General features: G+C 67.2%; 17 protein-coding genes and 1 pseudogene. 5 read left to right on the forward strand and 13 right to left on the reverse strand.

The features are described from left to right. Positions 1-52: 52 nt before the first annotated feature. Positions 53-1,861, forward strand: coding sequence for a DUF885 domain-containing protein (locus tag V3B46_RS05025; protein ID WP_329891276.1), 1,809 nt, complete (start codon positions 53-55; stop codon positions 1,859-1,861). Between the two features lie 141 nt (positions 1,862-2,002). On the opposite strand, the gene agp is transcribed toward V3B46_RS05025, so the two are convergent. From agp to V3B46_RS05040, 3 genes are all read right to left on the reverse strand, one after another. Further along, positions 2,003-3,232 carry a bifunctional glucose-1-phosphatase/inositol phosphatase gene (gene agp, locus V3B46_RS05030; protein WP_329891277.1) on the reverse strand — a complete coding sequence of 410 codons (1,230 nt, stop codon included), beginning with the start codon at positions 3,230-3,232 and terminating at the stop codon, positions 2,003-2,005. Positions 3,233-3,276: 44 nt separating this feature from the next. Further along, entirely contained in the window at positions 3,277-5,109 is a 1,833-nt protein-coding gene (smrA, locus tag V3B46_RS05035; RefSeq protein WP_329891278.1) for a multidrug efflux ABC transporter SmrA, read from the reverse strand. Between the two features lie 104 nt (positions 5,110-5,213). Continuing rightward, positions 5,214-6,773, reverse strand: coding sequence for a serine hydrolase (locus V3B46_RS05040; RefSeq protein ID WP_049424591.1), 1,560 nt, complete (start codon positions 6,771-6,773; stop codon positions 5,214-5,216). A 110-nt stretch (positions 6,774-6,883) separates the two neighbouring features. On the opposite strand from V3B46_RS05040, the gene V3B46_RS05045 reads away from it, so the two are divergent. The 3 genes from V3B46_RS05045 to V3B46_RS05055 are packed head-to-tail and all read left to right on the forward strand — an operon-like array spanning position 6,884 to position 9,136. Continuing rightward, positions 6,884-7,327 carry a VOC family protein gene (locus V3B46_RS05045; protein ID WP_099474180.1) on the forward strand — a complete coding sequence of 148 codons (444 nt, stop codon included), beginning with the start codon at positions 6,884-6,886 and terminating at the stop codon, positions 7,325-7,327. Further along, complete coding sequence (locus V3B46_RS05050; RefSeq protein ID WP_329891279.1) at positions 7,324-8,154, forward strand: DUF72 domain-containing protein; 831 nt, start codon at positions 7,324-7,326, stop codon at positions 8,152-8,154. The genes V3B46_RS05045 and V3B46_RS05050 overlap by 4 nt, the downstream gene beginning before the upstream one ends. Before the next feature lie 34 nt (positions 8,155-8,188). Next, positions 8,189-9,136, forward strand: a complete 948-nt coding sequence (locus tag V3B46_RS05055; RefSeq protein WP_032128349.1) for a DMT family transporter — start codon at positions 8,189-8,191, stop codon at positions 9,134-9,136. A gap of 87 nt (positions 9,137-9,223) precedes the next feature. Here the strand turns inward: V3B46_RS05055 and V3B46_RS05060 are convergent, their stop codons facing one another. From V3B46_RS05060 to V3B46_RS05085, 6 genes and pseudogenes are all read right to left on the reverse strand, one after another. Next, entirely contained in the window at positions 9,224-10,384 is a 1,161-nt protein-coding gene (locus tag V3B46_RS05060) for an AAA family ATPase (protein WP_329891280.1), read from the reverse strand. Positions 10,385-10,501: 117 nt separating this feature from the next. After that, on the reverse strand, positions 10,502-11,572 hold the full coding sequence (locus tag V3B46_RS05065; protein WP_329891281.1) for a sensor domain-containing diguanylate cyclase: 1,071 nt from the start codon (positions 11,570-11,572) through the stop codon (positions 10,502-10,504). Positions 11,573-11,719: 147 nt separating this feature from the next. Then, a pseudogene (locus V3B46_RS05070) lies at positions 11,720-12,439 on the reverse strand (pseudouridine synthase); the annotation flags it as partial. Positions 12,440-12,473: 34 nt separating this feature from the next. After that, positions 12,474-14,138 carry a sensor domain-containing diguanylate cyclase gene (locus tag V3B46_RS05075; protein WP_154262875.1) on the reverse strand — a complete coding sequence of 555 codons (1,665 nt, stop codon included), beginning with the start codon at positions 14,136-14,138 and terminating at the stop codon, positions 12,474-12,476. Positions 14,139-14,247: 109 nt separating this feature from the next. Continuing rightward, a complete protein-coding gene (locus V3B46_RS05080) occupies positions 14,248-16,671 on the reverse strand; it encodes a putative bifunctional diguanylate cyclase/phosphodiesterase (RefSeq protein ID WP_154262874.1) in 2,424 nt (807 codons plus the stop codon). 227 nt (positions 16,672-16,898) lie between these two features. Continuing rightward, positions 16,899-18,845 carry a DEAD/DEAH box helicase gene (locus tag V3B46_RS05085; RefSeq protein ID WP_329891282.1) on the reverse strand — a complete coding sequence of 649 codons (1,947 nt, stop codon included), beginning with the start codon at positions 18,843-18,845 and terminating at the stop codon, positions 16,899-16,901. A 266-nt stretch (positions 18,846-19,111) separates the two neighbouring features. Between V3B46_RS05085 and V3B46_RS05090 the strand changes: the two genes are divergently transcribed. Then, a complete protein-coding gene (locus V3B46_RS05090) occupies positions 19,112-19,333 on the forward strand; it encodes an RNA-binding S4 domain-containing protein (RefSeq protein WP_010486399.1) in 222 nt (73 codons plus the stop codon). Between the two features lie 25 nt (positions 19,334-19,358). On the opposite strand, the gene ubiM is transcribed toward V3B46_RS05090, so the two are convergent. The 4 genes from ubiM to V3B46_RS05110 all read right to left on the reverse strand — a co-directional run bounded on the left by ubiM (position 19,359) and on the right by V3B46_RS05110 (position 22,787). Further along, positions 19,359-20,537: a 5-demethoxyubiquinol-8 5-hydroxylase UbiM gene (ubiM, locus tag V3B46_RS05095; RefSeq protein ID WP_329891283.1), complete on the reverse strand. Its 1,179-nt coding sequence runs from the start codon at positions 20,535-20,537 to the stop codon at positions 19,359-19,361. A gap of 80 nt (positions 20,538-20,617) precedes the next feature. Further along, positions 20,618-21,007, reverse strand: a complete 390-nt coding sequence (locus tag V3B46_RS05100) for an MAPEG family protein (protein ID WP_154262871.1) — start codon at positions 21,005-21,007, stop codon at positions 20,618-20,620. Between the two features lie 12 nt (positions 21,008-21,019). Next, positions 21,020-21,565 (reverse strand): DUF4019 domain-containing protein, encoded by a 546-nt coding sequence (locus tag V3B46_RS05105; RefSeq protein ID WP_329891284.1) that lies wholly within the window; start codon positions 21,563-21,565, stop codon positions 21,020-21,022. 58 nt (positions 21,566-21,623) lie between these two features. Further along, positions 21,624-22,787: a COG3904 family protein gene (locus tag V3B46_RS05110; RefSeq protein WP_329891285.1), complete on the reverse strand. Its 1,164-nt coding sequence runs from the start codon at positions 22,785-22,787 to the stop codon at positions 21,624-21,626. Positions 22,788-23,061 lie beyond the last annotated feature (274 nt).

The raw sequence follows: 23,061 nt of genomic DNA on the forward strand, positions 1-23,061 counted from the left end.
AAAGCAGCCCCGGGGCCCTATGCTCGGGGTTTGACCCTGCACAGGAATGCCGATGCGCCCGCATCTTCTTGCCCTCGCCCTGGTCGCCGCCCTGGCCGGTTGCCAGCCGGCCGACGCCCCGACCAACGCTTCCACCCCGGCCGCCAGCCAGCAGGCCGGCGACGCGGCGGTGGATGCCGCCTTCGCCGATCTTTCCAAGCGCGCCTTGGACACCTGGATGCAGCTGTCGCCGGTCAGCGCCACCCAGATCGGTGACCACCGCTACGACAGCGAGCTGGATGACCTCAGTGCCGCCGGCCAGCAGAAGACCCTGGCCGCCTACAAGGCGCTTCTGGGCGAACTGGACAAGATCGACGTGGCCAAGCTGGGCCGCGAGAACCAGGTGGATGCGGCGATCCTGCGCAATCAGCTGCAGTCGGAAATCTGGAACGCCGAAGTGCTGCAGTCCGGCAAGTGGGACCCGCAGCTGTACAACGGCATCGCTGGCAGCGCGATCTACGGCCTGATGGCACGCGAGTTCGCGCCGCTGCCCGAGCGGCTGAAGTCGGCCACCGCACGCATGGAAAAGCTGCCGGCGATCTTCGCCCAGGCCCGCGAGAACCTGGATCCGGCGCGCGTGCCGAAGATCCATGCCGAGACAGTGGCCAAGCAGAACAAGGGCATCCTCAGCATCGTCGATACCTTCATCACCCCGCACATCGGTGAACTGCCGCAGGCCGACCAGCAGCGCCTGCAGGCCGCCATCGACGGCCTGAAGAAGGCCGTGGACGAGCAGCAGACCTGGCTGGACAAGACCCTGGTGCCGAACGCCAAGGGCGACTTCCGCATCGGTGCGGAAAAGTACGACCAGAAGCTGAACTTCGCGCTGAACTCGTCGCTGTCGCGCCAGGAGATCGGCGAGCGAGCACGCGCCGAACTCAAGCGCGTGCGCGAAGACATGTACGGCATCGCGCAGACCGTGCTGAAGGACAAGCCGGGCGCACCGGAGATGCCGGCACAGCCGACCGACGAGCAGCAGCAGAAGGCGATCGAGGCCGCGCTGGAGCTGGCCTACGCCGACAAGCCGGCGCGCGACAAGGTGGTCGACGATGCCAAGGCCGCGCTGGAGCAGTCCACCGCGTTCGTGCGCGAGCACGACCTGGTGACCCTGCCCGATGCACCGGTGGACATCATCCTGATGCCGGAATTCCAGCGTGGCGTGGCCGTGGCCTACTGCGATTCGCCGGGTCCGCTGGACAAGAACCTGAAGACCTTCTACGCCGTGTCGCCGATTCCGGACGACTGGAACGAGAAGCAGGTCGACTCGTTCCTGCGTGAGTACAACTCGCGCATGATCCACCTGCTGAGCATCCACGAAGGCACCCCGGGCCACTACCTGGAAGGCTGGCACTCGGCCAAGTTCCCGTCGACCCTGCGTGCGGTGCTGCGTTCGGGCCTGTTCGCCGAAGGCTGGGCGGTCTACACCGAGCGCATGATGCAGGAGCAGGGTTACCTCAACAACGACCCGCTGTTCCACCTGGTGCAGCTGAAGTTCTACCTGCGCACCATCTCCAACGCGATCCTCGACCAGGGTGTGCACGTGGACAACTGGGATCGCGAGAAGGCGATGCACCTGATGACCCATGACGCCTTCCAGCAGGAAAGCGAAGCCTCGGGCAAGTGGGTGCGCGCGCAGCTGACCTCGGCGCAGCTGCCGACCTACTTCGTCGGTGCGCAGGAACACTTCGACACCCGCAAGGCGATGCAGGACAAGCTGGGCGACAAGTTCAACCTGAAGGCCTATCACGACCAGATGCTGTCCTACGGCGCACCGCCGGTGCGTTTCGCACGCCAGCTGATGCTGGACCAGCCGATCGAGTGATCGCGCCGGTGTGAGGCAAAACAAAACGGCCCGGGGAAACCCGGGCCGTTTTCCGTTCGGCGTCCCGAAATGGACCCATCCACGCATGGCGTGGATCTACTACCCGCCTGCCAGTAGATCCACGCCATGCGTGGATGGCATTCAATTCACCGCGCGATGCAGCACGCGCTCGAACTGCACATCACTGCATCCGTTCTGCCCACAGCCAGGGAGGGCGAGCTCCACCCGACCGGGTGGCTGTACATCGTTCAACGGCAGCGCATCTCGCAGTTGCGCGGTGGTCGGGTAGACGTAGGCCAGGCGGAAACGCTCGCCACCGCTTTGGCGGTCGCGCCAGCGTTCAAACTGCAGCAGGCCGCCAATCGGTCTCTTCTCATACTGCCCCGGCAACGTGTAGTCCGTGATTCCCAGCGCCGCCAGCACGGAACTGATGTTGGAATCGTGGCCGACCAGCAGGCTCACCTTCGGCGATGCCGGGTCCTCGAACAGCGCATTCACTCTTGCCAGCAGCGGCGCGGCCACGTCCCGCGCCACCTCGGGCGTTCCGAACAGGATGTCCTGGTAGCGGTTGCGGACCTGCGCCAGCGCCTGCCATTGGGCCTCCGTGTTCAATCTGCCCCAGCCTTCGCGGGGGATGCCACTTCCCTGGTAGTGCTCCATCAACAAGGCATCGACCAACCCGCTTGCCAGGGCCAGCGAACCGGAAGTACGCGGTTCTTTGCCCGGCTCTGCGCTGAAAATGGAATCGGCCGGCGTCAGGTGGCATTCGCTGCGGCCTGCGCACGCAGCCGACTGCGGGTAGCGGGTGATCGCCTCCACCGCCGCCAACGCCGGTGCCAGATCCGATGCGGCCTGCGCCTGTTGCATCGCCGACAACGCGCGTTCGCGGAAGGCCGCATCAACGTTGTGGATCACCGGATTGAACAAGGGATCCATCGTGCCCAGCGGCATGCGCTGTTCCACCGTCACGTGGCAGCCCGGGAACGCACCGGCAACGAAAAACTGCGCGGTGGCCTGGGTGCGCTGCAGGCTGTTGGCATGGGCGTGGAAATCCGCCGGCTGCGGGCAGCCTGATACCGGCAGCAGCTGTGCGTGGCGCAGCCACTGGCCGATGTAACTGCCCATGTAGACCTCCAGCACGCCGCCCTTGGTGGTCAGTTCGCCGGCGCCTACGTCCCAGCTCGGCCAGCGCTCCGGAGTCGCATTGGCCAACGCGCCCGATGCCACCACCGGTGCGCGCAGGTTGTGGCGGCTGAGAAGGATGACCTGCTCGAGGGCTTCGCCTTCCATTGATGGCGATGCAGCGGCTGCGGCTGTGGCGACCAGTGCCAGCGCCAGCGCCAGCAGCAGGGGGCGTAGAGAACGAATCATGCGGGCCTCCGACCCCAAGGGATGCATCCACGCATGGCGTGGATCTACTGGTCTGCAGCCACGAAACCACCGGTCTGCCGCGCCCACAAGCGCGCGTACAGTCCACCGGCCGCAATGAGCTCGGCATGTGTGCCGGTCTCGACAATGCGGCCCTGGTCCATCACCACCAGCCGGTCCATGCGTGCGATGGTCGACAGCCGGTGCGCGATCGCGATCACCGTCTTGCCGCCCATCAGCTGGTCCAGGCTGTCCTGGATCGCCGCTTCCACTTCCGAATCCAGTGCCGAGGTCGCCTCATCCAGCACCAGGATCGGCGCGTCCTTCAGCAGCACGCGGGCGATGGCGATGCGCTGGCGCTGGCCACCGGACAGCTTCACGCCGCGCTCGCCCACGTGCGCGTCGTAGCCACGCCGGCCCTGCCCGTCCACCAGCGTATCGATGAAGGCTGCGGCGCGCGCCTTGGCCACGGCGGCATGCAGCTGCTCGTCAGTGGCATCGGGGCGGCCATACAGCAGGTTGTCGCGGATCGAGCGATGCAGCAACGAGGTGTCCTGGGTGACCACGCCGATCTGCTGGCGCAGGCTTTCCTGTGTAACGTACGCAATGTCCTGATCGTCGATCAGGATGCGGCCGCTTTCCAGGTCGTACAGGCGCAGCAGCACGTTGACCAGGGTCGACTTGCCGGCACCGGAGGGACCGACCAGGCCGATCTTCTCGCCCGGCTTCACCACCAGGTCGAGGCCGGCGATCACGCCGCCCTTCTTGCCGTAATGGAAGTGGATGTCCTGGAAGTGCACGCCGCCCTGGGTCACCCGCAGCGGGGTGGCGTCCTCGCGGTCCTGCACGGTCAACGGCTGGGCGATGGTGGTGATGCCATCCTGCACCGTACCGATGTCCTCGAAGATGCCGTTGATGGTCCACATGATCCAGCCGGACATGTTGTGGATGCGGATCACCAGGCCGGTCGCCAGCGTGATCGCACCGACGGTGATGTGGCCGCCATTCCACAGCCACAGCGCCAGGCCACAGGTACCGGCAATCAGGAAACCGTTGACGATGGCGATGGTCAGGTCCATGCCGGTGGTGACCCGGGTCTGCGCGCGGTGCTTGACCGCCAGTTCCTGGATCGACTCGGCCACGTAGGCCTGCTCGCGGCCGCCATGGGCGAACAGCTTCAGCGTGGGAATGTTGGTGTAGCCATCAACGATGCGGCCCATCGCCTTGGAACGCGCTTCGGAGGCGATCCATGCGCGTTCCTTCGCGCGCGGCACGAAGTAGGCCAGGATCACTGCATAGGCCAGCAGCCACAGGATCAACGGCACCATCAGCCGCCAGTCGGCCTGTGCGAACAGGTACAGCGCGGTGCCGGTATAGACCACGATGTACCAGAGCGAATCGACCATCTGCACGGCCGACTCGCGCAGTGACGTACCGGTCTGCATGACCCGGTTGGCGACGCTGCCGGCGAAGTCGTTCTGGAAGAAGTTCAGGCTCTGCCGCACCACGTAGTTGTGCATCAGCCAGCGCGAGCGGTTGCTCAGGCCAGGCACGATGGCCTGGTTGACCAGCAGGTTGTGCAGGCCGACCAGGATCGGCCGCGCGATGACCGTGATGAACAGCATCCAGCCCAGCTCATTGGCATGGCGCTTGAAGAAATCGGCCCCAGGCTGCTCGGCGACCATGTCGACGATGCGGCCCAGGTAATCGAACATCGCCACTTCCACCAGCGCCAGCAGCAGGCCGGCGATCAGGGTGGCCAGCAGCACCGGCCACACCGGGCGCAGGTAGTGCAGGTAGAACGGCAGCACCCTGCGCGGCGGCATGCGCCCGTCAACGGGCGGGAACACCGGAATCAGGGATTCAAACCAACGGAACATCGCATTCCCTCGCCATCAATAGCCGGCGGAGTATCCCACGCCGCGTGTGTACGCCAGCCGATGATTACCGCGGTTCCGGTAGTGCCGGGCCACGCCCGGCGGCGTTATTTCACCGGAGTGAACAGCAGGTCCTGGAAATCGAAGCTGAAATCGGTCAGGTCGGAGATCGACTGCATGCGCACCTCGCGCACCTTGCCGTCCGGATCCAGGCTGAAGTTCACGAACGCGTCGGCGTTGAGCGAACGGTCGTCCCAGCGCACGATGAAGGTGTCATGCTGCCAATGCTCCAGGCGCCCGCTCAGCTGCGCGGTCTTCATGAAGCGCAGGCGCAGAGCCTTGCCCTCGGCACTGACCTGCATGTCGCCATACCAGCGGTCGCGGAACGTGCCGGTGTAGCCTGCCAGTGCCAGCGATGGCTTGCTGCCCTTGTCGCGCGCGCTCTGGTGCTTGGCCCAGGCCTCGTCGGCCTTGTCCTGGCCCTTGGCCACAGCCTTGGCATAGGCGTCCACCCAGTCGTGCTTCTCACCGCCCAGGTAAGCATCAAGCACGCTCAGGGTGATCGCGTTGAACGCCGCGCCCACTTCCTGGTTGGTCAGCACCACCACGCCCAGCTTCTCGCCCGGCACCAGGGTCAAACGCGAGACCATGCCCGGCCAGCCACCCGTATGCCAGACCAGTTTCTGGCCGCGGTAGTCGCTCAGGCTCCAGCCTTCGCCGTAGCCGGCAAAGTTGGCCCGCGCCGGTGCCAACTCGGGCACGCTCGGCGCCGGAATCGACTGCGGCGTGATCATCCGCCACATCTGCTGCTGGCTCTTGTCGCTGAACAGCGCGGTGCCATCGGCCAGCTTGCCTTCGGCCAGCTGCACCTGCATCCAGCGCGCCATGTCGTGCGCACTGGAATAGATGCCACCGGCGCCGGCATTGTTCGACCAGGTCAGCGGTGCAACGGTGCGCAGGTCCTTGAAATCGTACTTGGCGTGGCCGACCGCGGCCTTGTCGCCCGGCTTCAGGTGATCGGCGTTGTAGCGTGTGCCGGCCATGCCCACCTTGTCGAAGATGCGGCTCTGCAGGAACTGCTGGTAACTCATGCCGGAGACATGCTCGATCACCTGCTGGGCAACCGCGTACAGGATGTTGTCGTACGCATAGCTCTCGCGGAAACCGCCCTTCAGCGGCACCTTGCCCAGCCGCTGCACCACTTCGGCATTGCTGTAGGAGGTGGTCGGCCAGAACAGCAGGTCACCTGCGCCCAGGCTCAGCCCGCTGCGATGCGACAGCAGGTCGCGGATCGTCATCTGCCCGGTCACGAACGGATCGGACATGCGGAACGACGGCAGGTGGTCGATCACCTTGTCGTCCATCTTCAGTTTGCCGTCCTCGGCCAGCAGGTTCAGCGAAGTGGCGGTGAACGCCTTGGTGTTGGAAGCAATGGCGAACAGCGTATCGGCCTGCACCGGTTCCGGCTTGCCCTGCTCGCGCACGCCCCAGCCGCGTTCCAGCACCACCTCGCCATCCTTGACCACCGCCACGGCAATGCCGGGCACGTCGAACTGCGCGCGCACGCGCTCGACGGTCGCATCCAGGTCCTGCAGCTGCGCCGGGGTGGCAGCACTCGCCATGGTCGTGCACGCCAGCAGCACGGCTCCTCCAATCCAGGGTTTCATCCAGCACGATCTCCGAACAGGGGTGGCGGCCATGTGCAGGCCGTCACCGGGGTTTCGCGCGATGGTAACGGTCTGCGGCGCACCCTGCCCTGTGCCATAGGAGGGGTGTCATGGGCGGGAACGGCCAACCGAGCAACGGCTCCACCATCATTCCGTGCCTGCGCTATCGCGACGCGCAGGCCGCCATCGACTGGCTGCAGCGCGCCTTCGGCTTCCATGCCCAGGCGGTCTACGCCGATGGCGATACGGTATTCCATGCACAGCTGACCTTCGGCACCGGCATGATCATGCTCGGCTCGGCAAGCAATCAGAGCGCATGGAGCGAACACGCGGCGATGCCCGATGAGGTCGGCGGCCGCCAGACCCAGAGCGCCTGTGTGATCGTCACCGACGCCGACGCACACTACGCGCGAGCCAAGGCCGCCGGCGCCCGCATCGTCATCGACATCGCCGACCAGGACTATGGCGGACGCGGCTACGCCTGCGCCGATCCGGAAGGCTATCTGTGGTGGTTCGGCAGCTACGACCCGTGGCGCGCGGACCACGGCCAGTGACCGCGACCGCCCGGCAGGCGGAGATCCGCTGCGGCATTGGTGGCTGGGTGTTTCCCGAATGGCGCGGCGGCGTTTTCTACCCCGTGGGCCTGCCCCAGCGTGAAGAACTGGCCCACGCCAGCCGCTCCCTGCGCTGCATCGAAATCAACGGCACCTTCTACCGCACGCCCACCGCGGCGCAGTGCGCGCAGTGGGCCGCACAGACACCCGACGGTTTCCGGTTTTCGATGAAGGCACCACGCTATCTGGTGCAGCGCCGCGACCTGTCCAGCATGGTGGAAGCTGCCGCGCCCTTCCTGCAGGCGGCGATTGCACTCGATGACCGGCTCGGCCCGTTGCTGTGGCAGTTCGATCCGCGCCATCCGGCCGATGCCGATGCATTGGGTGCCCTGATGGCGCAGCTGCCGAAGCAACTGGAAGGGGTGACGCTGCAGCATGCGCTGGAGGTCCGCAATGCCGAGGCACATGGCCCGGCACTGGTTGCTGCCGCCCGTCGACACGGCGTGGCGCTGGTGATCGAGGACAGCGACGAGGCCCCATTACACGGCGATGTCAGTGCCGGCTTCGTCTACGCCAGGATCAAGCGCAGCCAGGCCCGCTTGAACGAGGGTCTGCCGGCACCCGTGCAGCAGCGCTGGGCCGAACGCGCGCTCCATTGGTCACGCGGCGAACCGGTGGACGAGCTGCCCTGCCTGGCCGGGCCGGCACCGTCAGAGCCGCGCGAGGTCTACCTGCTGTGCATTGGTGCGGGCAAGGCACGCAACCCGGCGGCGGCGATGGCCCTGCAGCGGCGGGTAGATGGGGCCAGCAATTCCTCACGCGGATAGCGCTGCGGTCATCGCCTTGCCTCACAATAGGCGGATGAGCACACCCGACACCCGCAAAGCGCTGTGGCAGATCCATTTCTGTGTCCTGTTGTGGGGCGTCACCGCCATCCTCGGCAAGTTGATCACCCTGCCGGCGCTGCCGCTGGTGTGGTGGCGCATGCTGCTGGTGACGGCGATGCTGGCGCTGCTGCCGCGGGTCTGGCGCGGGTTGCGCACCCTGCCACTGCGCCTGGTGGCGGGCTACGCCGGCATCGGCGCGCTGGTCGCCCTGCACTGGCTGACGTTCTACGGCGCAGTGAAGCTGGCCAACGCCTCGGTGGCCGCCACCTGCATCGCGCTGGCGCCGGTGTTCACCTCGATCATCGAACCGTGGGTCGCCAAGCGGCCGTTCCAGCTGCGTGAACTGGCCTTCGGCCTGGCCGTGCTGCCGGGTGTTGCACTGGTGGTCGGTGGCGTGCCCGATGGCATGCGCCTGGGTGTGTTGATCGGCGCGATCTCGGCGCTGCTGGTGGCGGTGTTCGGCTCGCTCAACAAGCGCATGGTCAGCCACGCCGATCCGCTTACGGTCACCGCACTGGAGCTGGGTGCAGGTACCCTCACCCTGACCCTGCTGGCGCCACTGATGCCATACCTGCTGCCTGCGCTGGCCAGCCCGCTGTGGGTGGTTCCGGACCTGCACGACGGCATCCTGCTGCTGGTACTGGCCGGGTTCTGCACGCTGCTGCCGTTCGCCTTGGCCCTGGTCGCGCTACGCCACCTGAGCGCCTACACGGTGCAGCTGGTGACCAACCTGGAACCGGTCTACGCGGTGGTGCTGGCGGTGGTGCTGCTGCGCGAGCAGCACGAGGTCACGCCGTGGTTCTACCTGGGCGTGGCGATCATCGTCGGCGCTGTGTTCCTGCATCCGCTGCTGAACCGCCGCAAGCCGGTGCAGCATCCGGAAATTCTCGGCACGGCCGAAGCGCGCAACATCGCCGATTGAGTGCATCCACGCATTGCGTGGATCTACCGAACGCAGCGACGAGCGGGGGAACGGCCACAGCATGCGTGCAGAGCGCGGATCACTCGGTCAACGCTGCGGCCAGTGCCATGGCGGGGCATCCAGCAGGCCCTGCCCGCTCAGCAGCGTGCGGCCCTGTTCCTTGTGCAGGTGCAGCGAGTGGCAACCCGGTGCCTGTTCCAGTGCCGCGATCAACCGGCTGGCGTGTGAGACCACCCACACCTGGCTGCGCGCACTGGCTGCGATGATCAGCCGCGCCAGCGCCGGCAGCAGGTCTGGATGCAGGCTGGTCTCCGGTTCGTTGAGCACCAGCAGCGGCGGCGGACGCGGCGTGTGCAGCGCAGCGGCCAGCAGCAGGAAGCGCAGCGTGCCGTCGGAGAGTTCGGCCATCGACAATGGCCGCAGCAGCCCCGGCTGGTGGAAGCGCAATGCCAGCCGGCCATCCAGCGGCTCGAAGCTGACCGTGGCACCCGGGAACGCATCGTCCACGCTGCGCGCCAGTGCGCCCGGATCTCCGATCTCGAGGATGGTCACCCACGCTGCGGCCAGATCGCGACCGTCGTGATGCAGCACCGGCGTGCGTGTGGCCATTGCCGGCTGTCGCGCCGGAGCATCGGCATCACTTCGGAAATGATCGTAAAAGCGCCAGCGACGGATGTACTCGCGCAGCGCGATGGCTTCCGGCATGCGCTGCGGGTCGCCCACCTGGGTGAACAAGCTGTCGAACAGCGACAAGCGGTCATCGACCAGATCCCAGCCGCGCGCATGGCGTTGCCGCACCATTGCCCCACGTCGGTCGACCAGCAGATTGGCGCTGCGCAGGAATGGCCCGGCCCAGATCGCCTCGGCCTTGATCTGCGGGTCCAGCGCGAACGCGGAGCGGCTGGGCGGCGGGTAGCCCAGGTCGATGGCATAGCCGAACTCGTCGGTGGTGAAGCCCAGCTTCAGTCCCACCGATTCCTGTCGCGGGCCGCCCTGCAATGGGATTTCGCCGGCAGTGACCCGACGGTCCATTTTTTCCGGGCCCGCCCACAGCGCCGAAGCGAGGCCGCCTTCGCGGGCCAGCACCGCCGTGACGCCGCCCTGTGCGGTCTCCGCCAGCAGGCGCAGCGCGCGGTACAGGCTGGACTTGCCACTGCCGTTCTCGCCGGTCACCACATTCAACTGCTGCAGCGGCAGCACCAGCCCGTGCAGCGAGCGATAGTGGGCGATGGCAAGGGTCTGCAGCATGGTTGTGTCCGTGGGAACAGGGACGGCATGGTGCAGCACGTGGATCGCAGGGAATGCGACGCGCACGGCGTTCGAATGGATTTTTCATCCACGCGTGGCGTGGATCTACCTGGGGCTTCAGCCCGCCCGTTCCACCCGGTTGCGACCGTTGCCCTTGGCCCGGTACAGCGCCTTGTCGGCGCGCGCCAGCATGTCATCCACGCTTTCACCTGGCTGGTACTGGGCCACACCAATACTGATCGTGACCGGGGAACCCAAGGGCAGATCAGCCACGGCCAGGCGCAGGAACTCGCATTGCAGTTCGGCCGTGCGCAGGTCGGTGCCCGGCATCACCGCCACGAACTCCTCGCCACCATAGCGCGCGGCCATGCCACGGCCGGCAAAGTGCGAGCGCAGCAGCACGCCCAGCTCGGCCAGCACCCGGTCGCCGGTAGCGTGGCCCTGGAAGTCGTTGATGTGCTTGAAATGGTCGATGTCCAGCAGGGCCACGCAGGCCACGCCCGGTTGCCCCTCGATCTCCGCCACCGCCTGTTCCAGCGCTGCCGCCATCGCGCGGCGGTTGGGCAGGCCGGTCAACGCATCGGTGCGGCTCTGCTCGGCCAGGTCGGCATTCTGCGCCAGCAGCAGGTCCTGGTACTCCGACAACAGGCGCTCGTAGTCATCACGCTCCAGCATGTGTTTCTGGATGTCGAGCGCGAAGCGACGCAGTTCCATCACCAGCATCACCTGCCGCGACAGCGCGGCCAGTGCCTCGGCCTTGTCGCTGGGCAGCTGCTGCGGATGTGCGTCGAACACGCACAGCGTGCCTAATGGCAGGCCATCGGAACTGATCAGTGGCGCGCCGGCGTAGAAGCGGATGTGCGGGTCGCCGGTCACCACCGGATTGTCGTGGAAGCGGATGTCCTGCAACGCGTCCTCCACCACCATGATTTCCTGCGGCTGCAGGATGGCATGGCCACACATCGATTCGCTGCGCAGGTTCTCCGCCGCGTCGATGCCCTGGATCGACTTGAACCACTGCCGTTCGACGTCGATGAGGGTCACCGCCGCCATCGAGGTACCGCAGACCGCCTTGGCGATCGCCACCAGGTCGTCGAATGACTTTTCGCGCTGCGAATCGAGGATCCGGTAGCGGTACAGCGCCTCGAGCCGAAGGGCTTCGTTGGCAGGCTTGTCGGGCTTGATCATGCAGCGTCACGTTCCGGCAGGTCACTGCGGAGTCTAGCTGATGCCGGTGCGCAATCCGCACAACGGGGAGTGCCGGCCGCTGGCCGGCATCCCGCGCTCATTCGATGCCGGGGGGAGCCCGCCCGCGGCCGGCACTACCGCGCGGTACCAGTCCAGCTGCTTCGGCAGCAGGCCCTGCAGTTCCTGCTCGGTCAGGTTGCGCCACTGGCCCGGCTTCAGCGCGCCGATCTTGATGTTGTCGATGCGCACGCGGCGCAGCTGGGTCACGCGATAGCCGAATTCGGCGGCCATCAGGCGGATCTGCCGGTTCAGGCCCTGCTGCAGGGTGATGCGGAATCCGAACTTGGCGATGCGCGAGGTCTTGCACGGCAGCGTCATCTGGTCGTGGATGCGCACGCCGCGCGCCATGCCACGCAGGAACTCGTCGGTGACCGGCTTGTTCACCGCCACCAGGTACTCCTTCTGGTGGCCGTTCTCGGCGCGCAGGATCTGGTTGACGATGTCGCCGTTGCTGGTCATCAGGATCAGGCCTTCGGACTCCTTGTCCAGGCGCCCGATCGGGAAGATGCGCTGTTCATGGCCGACGAAGTCGACGATGTTGCCCTTGACCGAGGTTTCGGTGGTGCAGGTGACGCCCACCGGCTTGTTCAGCGCGATGTAGACGTGGCGGCGGGCGCCGGGCTTGCGTGCCACGCGCGCGCGCAGCGGCCGGCCGTCGACCAGCACCTGGTCTTCCTCGCCCACCACCGCACCGGTGCCGGCCGGGTGGCCGTTGACGGTGACGCGGCGCGCGGTGATCAGGCGATCGGCCTCGCGGCGGGAGCAGAAGCCGGTGTCGGCGATATGTTTGTTGAGTCGGGTGGTCATCGGTCCATTATCCGGCATCGCCGCCCGCTGCGCTTCATGCCGGGGCCGGCGGATCGAGCTCCTCGCCGTCGAACACCCGGTTGCGACCCGCCCGCTTGGCCACGTACATGGCATGGTCGGCCCGCCGCAGCAGCCCGGCCAGGTCATCCTCACCCGGCCGCCACTGCGCCAGTCCGATGCTGGCGGTCACTTCCAGGCCCGGCACCTGCAGGGCCTGGCCGGCTTCGGTGATGCGCTGGCGCAGGCGGTCCAGGCGCGCCGACGCCGCCTCGCGCGGCATGCCCGGCATCAGCAGCAGGAACTCCTCGCCGCCCATCCGCACCACTTCGTCCTGGCTGCGCACCGCCGTGCGCAGGGCACGCGCTACCGCCACCAGCACCTGGTCGCCCACCGCGTGGCCATGGCGGTCGTTGATGTCCTTGAACAGGTCGATGTCGAGAAAGCCGATCACCAGCGGGCCGCGCTCACGGTCGACCTGTGCCAGGTGACGGGCCAGCTGCTGCAGGCCGGCCCGGCGGTTGGGCAGCCCGGTCAGGCCATCGGTTTCGGCCAGCTGGCGCAGTTCATCGCGTTGCTGGCGCAGCCGGCCCAGCCGCTGGTTCATGGCATAGGCGGCCATCATCAGCAGCCAGGTCACCGACAGCTGCAGTGCTTCCACCCGGTACTCCAGCAGCCACCCCGCACTGCTGGCATCGGCGGCGATCATCACCAGCAGCGGCACCAGCGCCGCCAGGCCTGCCAGCGCCCAGCAGTCACCGCGCAACCAGGCACGCATGCCAGCGGCCACTGACAACAGGCAACCGAGGATGAAGGTCAGCTGCAGGCCCTCCGCGACCAGCGCCAGGGTTTCCCAGCGCAGCCACGGCACCAGTGCAGCCAGTCCCAACAGGCCCCAGAGCACACCCTGCTGTGCCGGCCGCGAGCGCGGCAGCAAGCGGTCCCCGCCGTTGAGGCGCCATAGAGCGGGCAGTACCAGCGCCTGGGTCGCAGCGGTCAGCGCCAGCAGCCACCATGCACCGCGCTCGCCCACCGGCAGCCACGGTTCGGGATAACCGCTCAAGCCGCCAAGAACCGCCTGCCACACCACCACCACGATCGTCGCGCCGATGTAGACCAGGAAGCTGCGGTCACGGGTGGTCAGGTAGGCCATCAATGCCGACAGCGCCAGCGCGATCGCCACCGCGATGCAGGCCGCGCGCACCAGCAGGCGGGCGGTATCGTTCTGCTGGACCGGACTGGGCGCCCCCAGCCGCAAGGTCGGCACCCAGCGCGCTTTCAGCGGCGCCTGCCACGACACCAGGAACGGCTCATGGCTGCCTGCCGCTGGCACCGCCACCAGGCCAATGCCAGCGCGGAAGCGCGAATCACGGGTGCGCGCATCGTGCATGTTGCCGCAGATCTCGCGGTCACCATGCTGTACGCGGACTTCGCCAGCGAACACGTTGAACACATCCAGCGCCTGGGGTTGCCCCGACCAGCCCCCGGGCGGCGCCGGTACCTCTACCTGCTCGCGCGGCCCGGCCAGCATCGCGGGCGTACAGCCACGATGCGGTGTCGGTTCGTCCGTCGGTGCGCCCACCAGCAGGAAATCCCGGCCGGCCTCGGCCAGGTGCGCGTGCACCAGACCGGGAAGCAACACTCCCATCAGCAGGACGACCAGCAGCGCCCCTGTTTCGTACCGCCACTGCCTGACGCCCACGCCACATCCTGTTCCTGCTTACGTCCGCGCCCACTGCGCGTCGCCCCTGGCGCGCATTATCGCAGCCGGGCACACCGCGCATGTGTAGACCAAAGTCGCCGTGCGCCGTTCAGCCAGCGGCCGGAGGCCCCTTCACCGCCACCAGGCGGACCGGCCTCAGGTCACTCAGGGTCATCCGTTCCAGCGGCTGCGGCCGCTCGATCGCGTAGCCCTGCAGGCCCTGCACGCCGAGCCGGGTCAGCGCGCCAGCCACCTCGGCGGTTTCCACCCATTCGGCCACCACCTCCATCTGCAGTTCCCGCCCGAGCTCGCTGATCGCCCGCACCGTGGCGTGGCTGACCGGGTCGGTGTCCATGTCACGCACGAAGGTGCCGTCGATCTTCAGGATGTCCGCAGGCAGCTGGCGCAGATAGCCGAACGAGGACAGGCCGGAGCCGAAGTCATCCAGTGCCATCCGGCAGCCACGCGCCTTGACCGCATCGATGAAAGCGCGTGCCTGGCTGAGGTTGCTGATCGCCGCGGTCTCGGTGATCTCGAAACACAGTTTCGAGGCCAGCGCGCGGTTGCGCTCGAGCAGGTCGCAGACGAAGGCGAGGAATCCCGGCTCGGCGATCGACTGCGCCGACACGTTGACGTTGCACAGGCCCAGCTGGCGCACGTGTGCCGGGCAGACCTGCAGGTGGCGGAACAGCAGCCCGAGCACGTGCCGGTCCAGCGCCACCGCCATGCCATAGCGCTCCACCGCCGGCATGAACTGACCGGGCAGGTGCAGGCTGCCATCGGTACCGCGCATTCGCACCAGCACTTCGTAGTGCAGGTAGGACGGATCGCCCACGCGAGCGATGCGCTGCGCGTACAGCAGCATGCGATTCTCCGCCATGGCCAGGCTGACACCCTGCAGGCGCTCGGCCTCCTGCCGCCGCTCCTCCAGCGCCATGCGGTTCTCGTTGAAACAGTGCACGCGGTTGCGACCGGCCTGCTTGGCGGCATAGCAGGCGCTGTCGGCAGCGCTCATCAGCCAGTTCACATCGGGGGCGTCGGCACTGACCTCGACCACGCCGATGCTGCAGCTCAACTGCGGGCTGCCCTCGCTGATCGGGAACGTGGCCTGGCCCAGGTTGCGGATCACCCGCTGCAGCACCCGCTTGGCTTCGTCCTGGCCGGCGTGGGCGAGAAACACCGCGAACTCATCGGCCCCCAGGCGGCCGACCCAATCGCCATCACGCACCGCCGCCACCAGATAGTCGGCGAAACCGCGCAGCATCTGGTCGCCGGCGGCATGGCCGAAGCTGTCGTTGACCAGCTTGAAGTGGTCCAGGTTGATGTAGCACAGCGCATGCGTACCACCGTCAGTCCGGACCTGCAGCAGCGCGCGTTCCAGCAGGCGTTCGATCTCGCGGCGGTTGATCAGGCCGGTCAGCGGATCGTGGCTGGCGTGGTGCTCGATCTCGCGCGCCAGCGCATGGTTCTGGCTGACATCCTCGATGATCGCGAACACCGACAATCCACCGCCCGAGCTGCGAACCGCGGTACCGCTCCAGCGTCCCCAGACGAGGCTGCCATCGCGCCGGCGGAAACGCAGCTCGCTCGGCCGCAGCTGCCGATCCCAGTCGATGCGGCCGATGCCATCGAGGACCAGTTCCCCCTCCATCAGCAGGTCACCCAGCAGCATCTGCAGCAGCACATCGCGCCGGTAGTCGAGGATATCGGCCATCGCCTGGTTGGCCTCGACCACCCGGCCATCGGTGTCGAGCTTCAGCATGCCGACATTGGCCTGGTAGAACGCCGCGCGGAACCGGCTCTCGTGCTCGGTCAGGTCCTTGCCGACACGACGCGCCAGCGCCACTGCCATCAGGCTGATCGCCAGCACCGACAGTCCGCCGACCACCAGCGTGGCAATCCGGACCATGGTGGCCATCCTCAGCAGTGCCTGCGAGAACGCCTGGGCCTGCACCTGCAGGCGGCGATCAAGATCCCGCAGCTGCTGCAGGTAGCGATTGCGGTCGGCCACGGGCAGTTCTCCTGCCGCATGCCTCCGTTGCAGCTCGGCGACCAGGGCCTGCACGGCCTCCAGATCACCATCGGTCTGCCGCCACAGTGCAGTGGCTTCGCGGAATGCTCCCAAGTCACGGGCGTAGCGGAACGAGAACACCAGGCGCGGAATATCTGCGCGCGCGTTGCCGCCCTGCAGGAAACCCTGCCGGGCCTTCTCCTCGTCCGGTACCGCCTGTTCCAGCGCCAGTCGGGCCTGCAGATCGCCCAACGGAATCTGCAGGGCCTGGCGCGCGTCGTCCAGGTCCTGCGCATCGCGACGCGCCAGGTAGCGGCTCAGCGCAGCGGTTGCATCCTGCTGACCACGCGACCAGTAGCCCTGGCCGGCAATCCAGGCGGTGGAGGCCGCCTGTAGTTCCTGGATCAAGGCGGACAGCGCGACCAGCCCGATCGCCATGCCCGTCAACAACGCAAATCGCAGTCCCAGGCCACGGGTCATCGGCACCCGGCGGCTCTGCTGGTCCGTGCCACTTCTACCCATCCCGGATCCCCCCGAATGTGCTGCGGTGACAACCTCCCTTGGAACCGGCCCAGCCTATGACCGGCAATGTGTGGGCCATGCGAAAAAGGGGACGGAGGGGATTAAGTCGTTTTCGGCATAAGCGCACTGCCGGGCATAAACGACTTAATCCCTCCATCCCCTTTTCCAGGCCCATAACGGACAACGCCAGCCCGGAGGCTGGCGCTGTACAGGACCGCAGGTGCGGCTTAGAAGCTGCGCGGGCCGCGCGGCTTGAAGCCGTCACGACGCGGCGGGCGGCTGTCGCGGTCACCGCCGCGGTCGCCACCGTGGCCACCCGGACCGCCCGGGCCACCACGACGCGGGCCCCCCGGGCCACCCGGACCACGCTTGTCGAAGCGCGGCTTGAACGGACGCGGGGCCGGGTTGGTGTCTTCACCCGGGGCCAGCGCACGCATCTGCAACTGCTGGCCCGATACCCAGACCTTCTGCAGGTGCGACAGCACGTCCGGCGGCATCTGTGCCGGCAGGTCCAGCAGCGAGAAGTCATCGTGGATGTCGATGCGGCCGATGAAGCGGCTTTCCAGACCAGCTTCGTTGGCAATGGCGCCGACGATGTTGGCCGGCTTCACGCCGTGCTGGTGACCGACCGAAATACGGTAGGTCTCCATGCCCTGCTCCGGCGCACCACGCGGCGGAACCTCGCGGCGCGGACGCGGCTCGAAACCACCTTCGGCGTCGTCGCGGCGCGGGCCACGCTCGAAGCGCGGACCACGCTCGTTGCGGTCGAAGCGATCGCCACGTTCCGGGCGGTCACCACGGTCGAAGCGTTCGCGCGGTGCACGCTCTTCACGCGGGGCGCGCACCGGCGGCTGCAGCAGGAACGGGGTGTCACCCTGCAGCATCTTGGCCAGCGCGGCGGCCACTTCGATGGCCGGCACGTTCTGCTCGTTCTCGAAACGCTCCAGCAGCTGGCGGTAGAAGTCCAGGCCACCGGCGCCGAGGGTTTCGCTGATGCGCGAGGTGAACTTGTTGATGCGGGTGTCGTTGACCGCTTCCACGCTCGGCAGCTGCATTTCTTCAATCGGCTGGCGGGTGGCGCGCTCGATCTGGCGCAGCATGCCCTTCTCGCGCGGGGTGGCGAACAGGATCGCCTCGCCGCTGCGGCCGGCACGACCGGTACGGCCGATGCGGTGCACGTAGCTTTCGGTGTCGTACGGGATGTCGTAGTTCAGTACGTGGCTGATGCGCTCCACGTCCAGGCCGCGGGCAGCCACGTCGGTGGCGACCAGGATGTCCAGCTTGCCTTCCTTCAGCATGGCGATGGTGCGCTCACGCTGGGCCTGCTGCATGTCGCCGTTGATCGCGGCAGCGGCCAGGCCACGGGCCTGCAGCTTGCTGGCCAGTTCCTCGGTGCCTGCCTTGGTGCGCGCGAAGATGATCATCGCGTCGAACGGCTCGACTTCCAGGATGCGGGTCAGCGCGTCCAGCTTGTGCATGCCGCTCACCCACCAGTAACGCTGGCGGATGTTGGCCGAGGTGGTGGTCTTGGCCGCGATGGTCACTTCCACCGGGTCCTGCAGGTAGGTCTGCGCGATGCGGCGGATCTGCGGCGGCATGGTGGCCGAGAACAGGGCCACCTGGCGCTGCTCCGGCAGCTTCTTCAGCACGGCTTCGACGTCGTCGATGAAGCCCATGCGCAGCATTTCATCGGCTTCGTCCAGCACCAGGGTCTTCAGCTCGGACAGGTCCAGGGTGCTGCGGTCCAGGTGATCGATCACGCGGCCGGGGGTACCGACCACGATGTGCACGCCGCGACGCAGCGCCGACAGCTGCTGGCCGTAGGGCTGGCCACCGTACACCGGCAGCACGCGGAAGCCGGGGATCTTCGACGAATAGGACTGGAACGCCTCGGCAACCTGGATGGCCAGTTCGCGGGTCGGTGCCAGGATCAGGGCCTGCGGCTTGATCTGCTGCAGATCGATGTTGGACAGTACCGGCAGCGCGAACGCTGCGGTCTTGCCGGTGCCGGTCTGGGCCTGGCCCAGCACGTCGCGGCCTTCCAGCATCGCCGGGATGGTAGCGGCCTGGATCGGCGACGGGGTTTCGTAGCCGATGGCGGTGACCGCCTGCATCACGGGCTCGGACAGGCCGAGCTGCGCAAACTGCAGCGGCGCTTGGGAATCTTGGGACATGGGGAACTCCGAAGACACTGCCGTCTTCCTGGCAGTGCGATAAAAAAGGTGATGGTCCGCGCTTTGGGCGCCCTTCTTATCGCGTGCCCTGGCGCTGCTCGGTTGGAGGAGATTTCACTCGCTCAGAGCGGAATCATACCGCATTGATCCTGAACAAGGCGTACAGCCTGCCGTGCGCGTACCGTCATGCCCCAAGCTGGCGCACAATACGCGCCCTCTTCACCGGCCCGGCCGCTGGCTGCGCCCTTCCCCAGGAACCCCGCTCCATGCAGATTCTCGAATTCGACCTCGACGGTGACTACGTCGAACTCAAGCAGCTGCTCAAGCTGGCCGACCTAGTCACCAGTGGCGGCGAGGCCAAGATGGTCATCGGTGACGGCCAGGTGCGGGTCGACGGCGAAGTCGAACTGCGCAAGGCCTGCAAGATCCGCGCAGGCCAGGTGGTCGAGTTCGCCGACAGCCAGATCCGGGTGCTGGCCGCCGGCTGATCTGAACGGGCTGATCTGAACTGGTTCAGGCCACGCGCTGGGTCAGGTGCGAGGCGATCAGCTGCCTGAACGGTGCCACGCCTTGTGCCAGACGCAGGCCCGCCGCGCGCAGCAGGCGCGCCGGGCGGCGATCGTCGGTATACAGGCTGGCGATGGCGTTGGTGGCCTCGTACAGCGGCCGTGACGCCAGCCGGTGACCCCGCTGGTAGCTGGCCAGCATGCCGGCGGCGGCGATGTCGGCACCGCGACGCTGCTGTTCGACGATGCCCTGCGCCAGCCGCTGCGCACTGGCCAGCCCCAGGTTGAAGCCATGTGCGGTGACCGGATGCATGCCGACGGCGGCATCACCGATCAGCGCCGAACGCTCGCCGACGAAACGGTGCGCGTACACACCTACCAGCGGATACGCCTGCGGCGTGGCCACTGGCTGCATCCGGCCCAGGCGGTGCTCAAAGCAGCCGCTGATGGCCTCTCCGAAGGCCACCTCATCCATCGCCAGCAGTTCTTCAATCTGCCGCGGCGGCAGCGTGATCACCGCCGATGCCTGGCCCTCGTTGAGCGGCAGCAACGCCATCGTGCGGCCGTAGCCGAACCATTCCCAGGCAGTGTGGTGATGATCACGCTCGACCTGCATGCGGCACACCAGCATCGACTTGCCGAAGTCGCGCATCTGCGCGCCGATGCCGAGCATGCGGCGGGTGGCGGAGAAGCGGCTGTCAGCGGCGACCAGCAAACGCGCATGAAGTTGGCTGCCGTCATCGAGTTTGACCACGTGGCCCTGCGCATCGGCCTGCACGCCCAGCACCCTGCGCCCGTCGAACAGCTCCAGGCCGTCCTGCCCCTGCACAGCATCCCACGCAGCGCGGCGGATCAGATGGTTGGGTACCAGCCAGCCCAGCGGCTGACCGTCCACCTGGCTGCTGGCGAAGGTCAGCGCGAACGGCGAGCCGCCGTTCATCACCTTGGCATCGCGCAGTTCAGCGACTTCGGCCTGCGGCAGGCGCTGCCACAGCCCCAGCTGCTCCATGCTCTGCCGCGAGGCATGGGTCAGCGCGATCTCGCGGCCATCGAAGGCGGCTTCGGCCAGGGCCTGGCGTGGTTGAACTTCGACCAGCCCGACCTGCAGGCCGCTACCGGCCAGCGCACGCGCGAAACACAGACCCGCCGGTCCGGCGCCAACCACCACCACGTCCATCCTGCGCATGCGCGCCTCCTGCCGTTGATTCAGTCGCCGCCAGCATAGCGCTGCGGACCTGAGCGGCCTTGATCTGGATCAGGCCGCGATCACAGCAGCGCGAACACCAGGGCCAGGATCGACACCAGCGACACCAGCCAGACCAAGCTGCGCACGTACGGCACGCCTGCGGCATACAACGGCAGATAGACCACCCGTGCCCAGAAGTAAGCCTGCGCCGCCAATGCGGTGGTGTCGTTGCCACGCCCAGCCACCACCACTGCGATCGAAGCAGCGGCGAAGAACGGGAAGGTCTCCAGGAAGTTGGCCTGGGCCCGCTGCAGGCGACCGGCCAGCGGGCTGAGCGGCCGGGCTTCGCCATCACGTGCCGAGGCATTCCACTTCATCCCGCGCTCGCGGGTGACCACGGTGGAGGTGGCGAAGATGTAGACGAAGCCCAGCAGCACCGACCAGGCCAGCATCGTCAATTCAGTTGCCATCGTTCATTCTCCTCATGGTGCCGACGCACGCAGGCTGTAACCGGCCAGGCGCCACACCTGGTCCTCGTCGAAACGGAACGAGACCAGCTCGCGCACCGGCTGCGCGCTGTTGGCGAAACGGGTCGGGAAGCTGACGTTGATGTACAGCCCCTCCGGCACCGCGGCACCGGCGCTGTACTTGACCCGGGTAATGGTCGGCTGGCCACGCCCGGCCAGCGCCCCCAGGCGCGTGCGCTCGGCGGTCAACTGGCTGACGAAAGCGGCCTTCGGCACTGCGCGGCGCGCGACGGCCGAAGCGCCATCCCACAACTCGCCTGCGCGGTTGGCATCGACCAGCTGCGCCGCCTTCACTGCGGCCGCGCCCATTTCCGCATCCTGCTTCTGCACCTGCGCCTGCTGCGCGGCAGTCAACGCCGGTGCGCCGGCCGTGGCCGGTTTTGCTGCTGCTGGCGAAGCAGGTGCCGGGCGGGCGGGCGCCGGTGCAGGCGAGGCTGGCGCAGGTGCCTGCGCCAATGCGGTCAGGGGCAGCAGGGACAGCAGCAGGAACACGCGCTTCATGGACACCGCCGGTTCTCGGGAAAGAACCGCAGTCTACGCCAGCGCGGTGAGCTGTTCGTCAGCGCGCGTGGGCGCTGCCTTCCACCGCTGCGGCATCGGCCTGCGCGGCCGGCGTGCCGGTGTCTGCTGGCGCCTGTTCGGCCACCGGCGGCGGCTCCGACGGTGCCGGCGGCAACGTTGCCACATCGATCTCCGACAGCGGGCTTTCTTCCGGGCACACCGCATCCGGGAAACCGAAGCGCTGCTTCAGTGCCTGGCCGCAGCTGTTGATCGATTCCATGTCGGCGCCTTCGCGCTTGCACTGCTGGTCGAAAGCGATCAGGAACGCATCCTTGCGCTGCACGAAGTCATCGCCGCAGGCGCGCATCTGCTTGATCCGTTCCAGGTCGTCCTGCACCGCGTTGGTGCCATCCAGGCCGTACTGGCGCAGTTCGTCCGGCGTCAGCAGGCGCAGGCTGCGATTGGGCACGGTCATCATCAGGTCGGCCACGCCCACCGCCACGCCGTTGCGCTGCAGGTAGTCCTTCACGTTGTCGTAGACCTCGTGCAGCTCGCGGTTGAGTTCCGCGCGCGAGGTGGCCTTGGAGCTGATGCGCATCATGCGGTGGATGCCGACCTTGCCCGACAGCAGGCGGTTGTCGCCGGCGGCCAGCACGAACACACATGCGCTGTGGCAGATCGAGCCCTCGCGCACCCAGATGGTCCAGCCCGATTCACCGATGCTGTCACCGGCGACGATCGCCGATTCCACCTGGCCACCGCTGGAGTCCAGATCAAGGATGCGCTTGTGGATCTTCTGTTCGTCGGCGACCACGGCAAGTCGCCACATCATTTCGGCGAAGCCCGGATTGATCTTGCCGGCGTAACGCACACGCATCAGGCCACGCTCGGCACACGGCGCCAGGGCCTGGGCAATCTGCTCGCGCTGCAGGCCTTCCAGTTCGATACCATCGCCGGCATCGCCCGCATATTCCGTGCTGCAGCTGATCCACGCACGACCATTTTCCAGCTGCGCCTGCGGCCATGGCCGATCCGCCCGGCTGCGCGGCGGTGCCGGCGGTGGCGGTGCGTCAGCCGCATTGATCGACACCATGTTCTCGCCATCGCTGGCTGGCGCCCGTGCCGCCTTGTCGGCAGCGGTTACATTGCCCGGATTCTCCAGCTGACTGCAGCCCGCCAGGGCCAGGCACAACAGGGGCAACCAGCGGAATTTGGCGGACATCGGGCAACCGGGATTCATGGGAGCAAGAGCCACAGTCTACCCGTCCACGACGCGCATTCAGCGCGTGGCACTGAACCCCCTCTGACCCTTGGGAAAAAAGCGTGTAGACCCAGGTCGACACCCACCAACAGCATTGCGGAATGCCGTCCCAACCGGTCGCAGGAACCTGTCGAAGGCGCGGTGGGTCCGGTTGCAGGGGCGTGAGCGCCATGGATGGCGCGACCGAGCTTACAGGGACGTACTTGCAGCGCCCCCTGCAACCGGACCCACCCTG

The sequence above is a fragment of the Stenotrophomonas sp. SMYL11 genome (genome assembly GCF_036320005.1).
Classification (GTDB): domain Bacteria; phylum Pseudomonadota; class Gammaproteobacteria; order Xanthomonadales; family Xanthomonadaceae; genus Stenotrophomonas; species Stenotrophomonas maltophilia_A.